The 8,081-nt window shown below is 37.3% G+C and carries 9 protein-coding genes and 1 pseudogene; all 10 read left to right on the forward strand.

Annotated features, from left to right (window positions below; all coding sequences use genetic code 11):
* Positions 1 to 125: 125 nt before the first annotated feature.
* Positions 126 to 1,940, forward strand: coding sequence for a copper resistance system multicopper oxidase (locus tag I6F65_RS03525; RefSeq protein ID WP_197111585.1), 1,815 nt, complete (start codon positions 126 to 128; stop codon positions 1,938 to 1,940).
* Positions 1,937 to 2,800 carry a copper resistance protein B gene (locus I6F65_RS03530; protein ID WP_197111587.1) on the forward strand — a complete coding sequence of 288 codons (864 nt, stop codon included), beginning with the start codon at positions 1,937 to 1,939 and terminating at the stop codon, positions 2,798 to 2,800. The genes I6F65_RS03525 and I6F65_RS03530 overlap by 4 nt, the downstream gene beginning before the upstream one ends.
* 22 nt (positions 2,801 to 2,822) lie before the next feature.
* On the forward strand, positions 2,823 to 3,230 hold the full coding sequence (locus I6F65_RS03535) for a copper resistance CopC family protein (protein ID WP_010554094.1): 408 nt from the start codon (positions 2,823 to 2,825) through the stop codon (positions 3,228 to 3,230).
* A gap of 11 nt (positions 3,231 to 3,241) precedes the next feature.
* Positions 3,242 to 4,150 (forward strand): copper resistance D family protein, encoded by a 909-nt coding sequence (locus I6F65_RS03540; RefSeq protein ID WP_197111588.1) that lies wholly within the window; start codon positions 3,242 to 3,244, stop codon positions 4,148 to 4,150.
* 23 nt (positions 4,151 to 4,173) lie between these two features.
* Positions 4,174 to 4,662: a nuclear transport factor 2 family protein gene (locus tag I6F65_RS03545; protein WP_197111590.1), complete on the forward strand. Its 489-nt coding sequence runs from the start codon at positions 4,174 to 4,176 to the stop codon at positions 4,660 to 4,662.
* Positions 4,663 to 4,672: 10 nt separating this feature from the next.
* A complete protein-coding gene (locus I6F65_RS03550) occupies positions 4,673 to 5,191 on the forward strand; it encodes a DUF411 domain-containing protein (protein ID WP_166110305.1) in 519 nt (172 codons plus the stop codon).
* Between the two features lie 134 nt (positions 5,192 to 5,325).
* Complete coding sequence (locus I6F65_RS03555; RefSeq protein ID WP_166110308.1) at positions 5,326 to 5,838, forward strand: DUF305 domain-containing protein; 513 nt, start codon at positions 5,326 to 5,328, stop codon at positions 5,836 to 5,838.
* Positions 5,839 to 5,866: 28 nt separating this feature from the next.
* Positions 5,867 to 6,598, forward strand: coding sequence for a MauE/DoxX family redox-associated membrane protein (locus I6F65_RS03560; RefSeq protein WP_166110311.1), 732 nt, complete (start codon positions 5,867 to 5,869; stop codon positions 6,596 to 6,598).
* A gap of 648 nt (positions 6,599 to 7,246) precedes the next feature.
* Positions 7,247 to 7,494 (forward strand): annotated as a pseudogene (locus tag I6F65_RS22035) (DUF1272 domain-containing protein).
* Positions 7,495 to 7,638: 144 nt separating this feature from the next.
* On the forward strand, positions 7,639 to 8,081 hold a 443-nt coding region (locus tag I6F65_RS03570), incomplete at its 3' end, for a hypothetical protein (RefSeq protein WP_197111592.1).

The following is an 8,081-nucleotide window of genomic DNA, read 5'->3' on the forward strand; positions in this document are numbered from 1 at the left end:
ATTATGCAGTATCTGTCACTACAGCAACATGACACCAAGATTACAACTTTGTAATGTTCGCGTCATGTTAAAGACAGGTCTATTTTCTATACTCAATACATATTCTGCTATGAAGGAGTAAGGAAATGGGGTTTAAAAAGTCATCACAACAGGTTAGCACACCACGAAGACGATTTGTTCAAGGCTTAATTGCAGGAGGTGTACTTGCTGCTTTTCCGAGCGTATTACATGCTGCATCATCTTTAGTAGCAGGAACAATAACAGGCACTGTGCCCGAACTTAGCGGCAAAGTAATTGATCTGGTTATAGATGAATCGCCGGTTAACTTTACTGGCGTAGTACGTATGGCGACAACTATCAATGGATCTATACCCGCCCCGACCTTGCGCCTAAAAGAAGGCGATGACGTTACTATTAGAGTAACAAATAAATTATCAGTACCGAGTTCAATTCATTGGCATGGCATTATTTTACCGTATCAAATGGATGGCGTACCAGGTATCAGCTTTAAAGGCATTATGCCGGGCGAAACCTTTGTTTATAAATTTAAACTGCAACAAAGCGGTACATATTGGTATCACTCACATAGTGGCTTTCAAGAAATGACAGGTATGTACGGTGCCTTAATTATTGAGCCGCGAGAAAACGATATTATTAGTGCAGATAACGAGCATGTTATTCAATTATCTGATTGGACTGATGATGACCCAATGGCGCTGTTCCGTAAATTAAAAGTACAGAGTGATGTATTTAACTTCAATCAACCCACTGTTCCAGAGTTTTTCGATGACGTTTCAAGCAGCAGTATTTCAAATGCTCTACAGCGCCGAAAAATGTGGAATCAGATGCGAATGAATCCTACAGACTTAGCTGATTTATCTGCATCAGCAATGACTTTTTTAATGAACGGCAGTACTCCAATGGCAAACTGGCGTGGATTATTTAAAGTCGGTGAAAAGCTTAGATTAAGGTTTATTAATGGCTCTAGTAATAGCTTTTTTGACGTGCGTATCCCCGAGCTAAAACTAACGGTTGTACAAGCAGATGGGCAAAACGTTGAACCAGTGACAGTTGATGAATTTAGATTCGGCCCTGGTGAAACCTACGACGTAATTGTTGAGCCTAAAAATGATGCCTATACTATTTTTGCTCAAAGTATGGATCGCTCTGGTTACGCAAAAGGAACTTTATCAAGCTCGCCTAATATTGATGCGCCAGTACCTGCACTTGACCCTGTTGAATGGTTAACGATGACCGATATGATGGGCAATATGACCCACGGCGGTGAGCATTCTGCAATGGCTGGCATGTCAGGTATGAACTCTAAAGAAATGGATCATAGCGCTATGGGGCACGGTGCAATGGCGATGGATCATAGCAAACATGGTATGTCTGAAAACCCATTGGCGGTTGCCAGCTCTAAAGTGCGTCATGCAAAAACGGAGTATGGAGCTTCAGTTGATATGCGCGTTGATATGCCTAGAACAAATCTTGATGATCCTGGTATTGGTTTACGTAAAAATGGTCGCCGTGTTTTAACACTTGCAGATTTACACTCACTTGAAGGGATCACTAACCAGCAAGAGCCAGAAGCTGAAATTGAGCTGCATTTAACCGGCAACATGGAGCGTTATAGCTGGTCATTTGATGGCTTAGAATTTGGTAAAAGCACGCCAGTGCATATGAAGCATAACCAACGTTTAAGAGTTATTTTACAAAACGATACCATGATGACACACCCTATGCATTTGCATGGTATGTGGAGTGATTTAGAAAACGAGCAAGGTGATGTGCAAGTGCGACGTCATACGATTCCTGTTCAACCCGCACAAAGAATCAGCTTTTTAACCACCCCTCACGATGTAGGTCGCTGGGCTTGGCATTGCCATTTATTATTCCATATGGATGCCGGTATGTTTAGAGAGGTAGTCGTATCATGAAACAATTAAAACTATCTAAATCATTAGGTTTATTAATGTTAACTGGGGCTTCATTAATTAGTTTCCCTTTATTAGCGCAAAGTGAAATGGCACAAATGAATAGCGCTAAGATGCAACCACAAGGAGGAAGTGCACCTAAAGATGCAAGAGACCCTCATGCTTACTCTGGGGGAACAACTTTAACAGAAGGCCCATATGCGCTTGAGGGCAATGAGCGATTAACACTCGCTGATGAGCATCCATTTTACGCATTACTAGGCGATCGTCTTGAATATAACGAGCAAGCAAACGCAGGTGTGTTTGACTTACAAGCATGGTACGGCACTACCTTTGATCGATTGGTAATTAAAACCGAGGGTGATTTCAGCGAAGGAAGTATTGAAGAAAACCAAACCGATATTTTATGGGGTCACGCCGTATCAGCATATTGGGATACTCAAGCAGGTGTTCGTCTTGATTACAATAAAGAAGGTGAAAATCGGCAATGGTTGGCTTTTGGCTTACAAGGTTTAGCCCCTTATTGGTTTGAACTTGATATGACAGCGTACGTAGGTGAGCAAGGCAATACCGCATTTACGTTAGAGGCAGAGTACGAACTACTACTCACGCAAAAGCTAATTATACAACCGCGAGCCGAAATTACACTTTATGGCAAAAACGATAAACAAAACGAACTTGGAAGTGGCCTATCAAGCAGCGCGATTGGCTTTAGGGTTCGTTATGAATTTACACGCCAGTTTGCGCCCTATATTGGCGTTGAATGGAGCAATAAATTTGGCAATACCGCCGACTATGCCACATCAAGTGGACAAAGTAGCAACAACACCGCATTTGTTGCGGGTATTAAATTTTGGTTTTAATCATTTTAAATAAGAGGTAATTATGAAGTTTTTTAATTCTGCAGTAGCCATTTTAGGTTTAGTGCTTACATTTTCCGCATCAGCGCATATATCACTCAAGCAATCAACACCTGCGCAAGAAGCCATGTTAATGAAAAGCCCAGAGCAACTTTCGTTAACTTTTGGTGGTGAAGTAAGGCTCGCAAAAGTCATCATCAAAGATGAAAAAAATAAATCAATAAACTTTGATTTCAAACCCAGCTCCACCCCAAGCACAGACTTTAGTTGGTCATTACCGAGCCTAGCCCAAGGCACTTACACGGTTAAATGGACAGCACTCGGTGGTGATGGACATAAAATGACCGACACGTTTAGATTTATGGTACACAAAAGTGAATCGCATAAGATGATGCAAGAACAATCTAATACCCACAGCAAACATAATCATTAAGTAGCAACATAATGCAATTAAGTGAATGGTCAGTACTCTTACTATTATTAAAACTAGCAAGCTATATCGCAATTGCAGGGCTTGCGGGCACTTTATTAATGCGCTTTATGTGTGGCAACAGCAATGTTGCAGGGCATCACTTAATTAGCTTTTATCAGTTATTAAAACGTTGGCAAATTACGTGTGTAGTTACAGGTAGTATTGCTGCACTTTTACAAGTACCAATAGAAGCTGGAGCAATGGCTGAATCAGGCTTTATGGGAATGTTTGACCCCTTTATGCTTGAAATTGTTTGGCAATCAGTCATAGGTGACCAAGCAACGTTTAGAATACCAGCGCTTATTATTGCTCTAATTAGCGCATGTATGTGGAATGTGGAATCAGATGATAACGTAGCAGGTTATAAAAACGGTGCCGTTATACTAATCATGCTTGGGTTTATCGCTTATAGCTTCACTTTTACTGGGCACAGTGCAAATGAAAATGGGTTAGTGAAAAGTATTTTAACCTTTCACCTTATTGCCATTGCGAGCTGGTTAGGGTCATTGTGGCCGCTTTACAAAAGCTGCACTTTACTACCTACCAGTGAAGTAAAGCGGTTAATGCATTACTTTGGTCAACTCGCTATTGTTATTGTATTTGTACTGCTTATTTCGGGCTTAACTTTGCTCCTGCAGTACCTAGAGTCATTTTCTGCATTGTTTACATCAAATTATGGGCAACTAATTTTATTAAAGCTGTTACTCGTCAGCGCGATGCTGTTACTAGGTGCATGGCATAAGCTTTTTTTAGTCCCGCAAATCACTCAACAACACCATATAAGTATATTAAAACGTTCGATTACTGTTGAAATAGTAATTGCCCTGTTTGTGCTTATTACAACAAGTGTATTTACCACACTTGTTGGTCCGCCTGTTTAACGATTAATAAAAAAGGAAAACGTATGTTAATTAAATCCTCTAACTTAAAAATTTTATTGCTACTAATTTTTAGCGCTGTTAGTTCTTTTGCTGTTAGTGCACATAGCGATGAAGAACATTCAAAAAAAGGCTGGGCTTTTGTCAATGTTGATAGCGAAGCTGCAAAGACAGTCAGCCTATTTCATGCATCTCTAAAACAAGGCAATCGCGAAGCTGCACGTAAATTACTAGCCGACGATGTCATCATTTTTGAAGGCGGAAGTGTTGAGCGTTCTGCAGATGAATACGCGAACCATCATATGATAGCGGATATGAAATTCTTAAGTGCAGTTAATAGTGAACTACTAGAGCATCAAGTTTACACAAATGGAGACATAGCTTACTCAGTTTCAAGAAGTGAAACTCAAGGAAAGTACAAAGGAAAAGATATTAAGTCTATGGGAATGGAATCAATCACATTAAAAAACACCGATACAGGTTGGAAAATCACTCATATTCATTGGTCAAATTAAGGAGTTAACAATGCGAGTAATCTACATTACCTCAGCGTTATTTTTATCGTTAACTATGTCATTTTCTACAATAAGTATCGAAAAACAACATAAAGCATTAATAACTTATGATAATTCAGAAAAACCTAAAATTGAGCTTACCGTTTATAAAAGTAAAAATTGTGGATGTTGTAATAAGTGGATTGCTCATTTGAGCGAAAACAATATTCAAACAAAAGTAATTAACGTTAATGATATGGGGTCGATTAAATCTCAGTATCAAATAAAACCTAATATGCGTTCATGCCATACAGCCGTTTCAGCCGATGGATTTGTATTTGAAGGTCATGTTCCCGCTAAATATATAAAACAATTTTTATCTGGGCAACACGCACCGCACATTACAGGTTTAAGTGTACCAGGAATGCCTATTGGCACTCCAGGAATGGAAATGAAGGGTATATTTCACAAATATAATATTGAACTACTCACTAACAACTCAAATGAAGAAACCTACAGATACATAAGTAAATCTAACGAGCAATTTTAGCTTAACGGCATAATTTTTTGAGTTAATTATTAAATACTTATTTTACATACCAGAAAACACTAATTTGTGAGTTTAATAGTGTAAAAATTACTCACATGTAAAAACAAAATAGGTAACTTACAAGGAGCAATACAATGTCACACTATTCAAAATTTTGTTTAATGATAGCAACATCCACAATAACCATGTTTGTATTGATGTATTTGAACACCTACCAACTTAGTCATGTTTATTTTAGTGAAACTCGTACTTATATGGCGCTTTATATGGGAGCCGCGATGGCAGTGATAATGCTGCTTTTCATGCTCAATATGTATAAAGATAAAAAGAAAAATATAGCAGTACTCATTGCTAGTGTTGCCGTATTTGCGGGAAGTTTATTTTTAGTTCGCTCACAAGCGACTGTTGCTGATAGCTCATGGATGTCGGCGATGATCCCACATCACTCAATTGCCATACTCACCAGTGACAGATCAAAAATCAAAGATAAACGCGTTCAAAAGCTAGCTACAAATATAATTGAAGCCCAAGAGCGAGAAATAAAAGAAATGCAATGGCTCCTAAAAGATATAGAGCAAAACGGCATTGCACAAACCAATGCTCAAGCACAATTAAGAGCGGTTCCAAATTTCAATTCAAATAAATAAATAAACCACATAACATAAGGAGTAAAGCATGAGTAAATCAGCCCAACTTTTTAGAATGGCAACAGATGAGCATATTTGTCCGTTTGGTTTAAAATCAAAAGACCTACTAGAGCGAGAGAGATATACAGTTGATGATCAGCTTTTAACTTCTCGAGAGCAAACAGATGAATTTAAAAAACAACACAGTGTAGAAACTACACCTCAAACATTAATTGATAATAAACGTATTGGTGGCTACGACGATTTACGCGATTACTTTAATAAGCCACAAGCTGCTCAACAAGGCACAACTTACACCCCCGTAATTGCGATTTTTTCAGTTAGTTTTTTGCTTAGTGTGGCATTTAGTTTTGCATCGGATAATAGCTTATTATCAATGCAAACCGCTGAACTGTTTGTAGCCCTAACAATGGCAGTGTTAGCAATACAAAAGCTTCAAGACTTATTTAGCTTTACTAATTCATTTATAACCTATGATTTAGTCGCTATGAAAGTAGTTAGGTACGCTTATGTTTACCCATTTTTAGAAGCATTTGTTGGCATTGGAATGATAGCCGGATTACCAGCCTATGTTATTGCCCCTATTTCATTATTTATAGGTGGGGTTGGGGCTGTTTCAGTGATAAAAGCAGTCTATATAGATAAACGAGAGCTAAAATGTGCGTGTGTAGGCGGTGACAGTAACGTACCACTAGGGTTTATCTCCCTAACAGAAAACTTATTTATGATAGCTGCCGGTATTTGGATGTTTGTTAGGTAAACAACAGCTTTAATTTAAAAATATAATAACGAGCTTTTTTATAGCATATACCAGACTCAGTAACTGAGTCTGGTATATGCCTGAACTTAAACCCCATCAATTTGCTCTGACACCTTTGAGGCATCATCTAGTTTCAACCAGACTGTGTCACAATTTCTAATCTTATTTATATTCCAAGATTATTTTGGGCTGTAAATCATTAATTATTTTATTGACCACTACATAGTTTGTGCGCGCCTATTACAAATACCTTCAGCTCTGAGAGCAAAGTTTATGGGCGTGGCATTAAAAATGCCATATTAAAGCAAATACGAATAAGCTATTGGTTAAATAAATCAACGAAGTATCGAAGAGCTTTACTCTACGCATAAATGATATATTAAACCTATTTCGTTATTTGATTTTGAAAGTTATATTTCAGGTTCTTCAAAATTTCTCCTATTAATTGATGATGAAAAAACAAGCTTAAATCGTCTGTTCAATCACTAAAAGTAATGAGCAATATACATATCAATATTTTTAAGGAAACATCAAAAATATTGACTCACAATTGAGTCATCCCGCTTAACGTTGGTAAAATCCAACATATAGCCAATCATTACTTACCTTATTATCTAAGTGCTATATGTTCTTAAAATAGAGATTTAAATGTTAGAATTAAGACCTAACTGTGAATGTTGCAATAAGGATTTACCCCCAAACTCAATAGAAGCGGATATCTGTTCTTTTGAATGCACTTTTTGTACAAATTGTGTGGAACAATTTTAAATAATCAATGTCCTAATTGTGTTGGGAATTTTGTTACCCGACCAATAAGACCAATTTCAGCATTAAAAGACCACCCTGCATCAACTAAACGTATTTTAAAAGACCGTAGCTGTACGCCACATACATAATAAACACATAATATCGACACCAAAGAAGTGAGCTATGTTTAAGCTTCTCAATCAGTTATATAGTCCGTTAAAGCCCCTTGAGAGGCTACACGTTTTACTTAAAAGCTATATTACTGAGCTCAAAATTTTACTTAAGGAATTTTTATGAATGAACTAATGGCATCTTTACATTTGGCAGTTAATAAGCTAATAAAATCAGTGCCTCAAATAAGAACAAATGGCGATAATTATAAAGCGGATAAAAATAAAAAAGACAACTTAGGGCGAACCCATTATTCGGTTTATCTTAACTATACAAATAACACAGATGATAAAAACTTCAACAAGTACATGAACTACGATGACTACATGCAAAAGGCAGAGTGGAGAGTGATTGCAGTCACTTTTTTTAATTTACGAAATATTAAAAGCTCGAAAAAAGACTTTTTAGAACTTAATGATGATGAAAGAAAAATAAATGATGAAGCGTTACGTGATGGTCTGTCTCTCATTATATCTAAGGCAGTTCCTTTAATAAGGGATTTATATCCATTATATATCGACGATATAGATTTAGAAGTTGAACATCTAAACAATTTACAAATGAG

This window comes from Pseudoalteromonas sp. SWXJZ94C (assembly GCF_015864385.1).
GTDB lineage: Bacteria > Pseudomonadota > Gammaproteobacteria > Enterobacterales > Alteromonadaceae > Pseudoalteromonas.

Coding starts and splice junctions, on each gene's coding strand:
- I6F65_RS03525 (WP_197111585.1), top strand. CDS start 126: ATGGGGTTTAAAAAGTCATCACAACAGGTTAGCACACCACGAAGACGA.
- I6F65_RS03530 (WP_197111587.1), top strand. CDS start 1,937: ATGAAACAATTAAAACTATCTAAATCATTAGGTTTATTAATGTTAACT.
- I6F65_RS03535 (WP_010554094.1), top strand. CDS start 2,823: ATGAAGTTTTTTAATTCTGCAGTAGCCATTTTAGGTTTAGTGCTTACA.
- I6F65_RS03540 (WP_197111588.1), top strand. CDS start 3,242: ATGCAATTAAGTGAATGGTCAGTACTCTTACTATTATTAAAACTAGCA.
- I6F65_RS03545 (WP_197111590.1), top strand. CDS start 4,174: ATGTTAATTAAATCCTCTAACTTAAAAATTTTATTGCTACTAATTTTT.
- I6F65_RS03550 (WP_166110305.1), top strand. CDS start 4,673: ATGCGAGTAATCTACATTACCTCAGCGTTATTTTTATCGTTAACTATG.
- I6F65_RS03555 (WP_166110308.1), top strand. CDS start 5,326: ATGTCACACTATTCAAAATTTTGTTTAATGATAGCAACATCCACAATA.
- I6F65_RS03560 (WP_166110311.1), top strand. CDS start 5,867: ATGAGTAAATCAGCCCAACTTTTTAGAATGGCAACAGATGAGCATATT.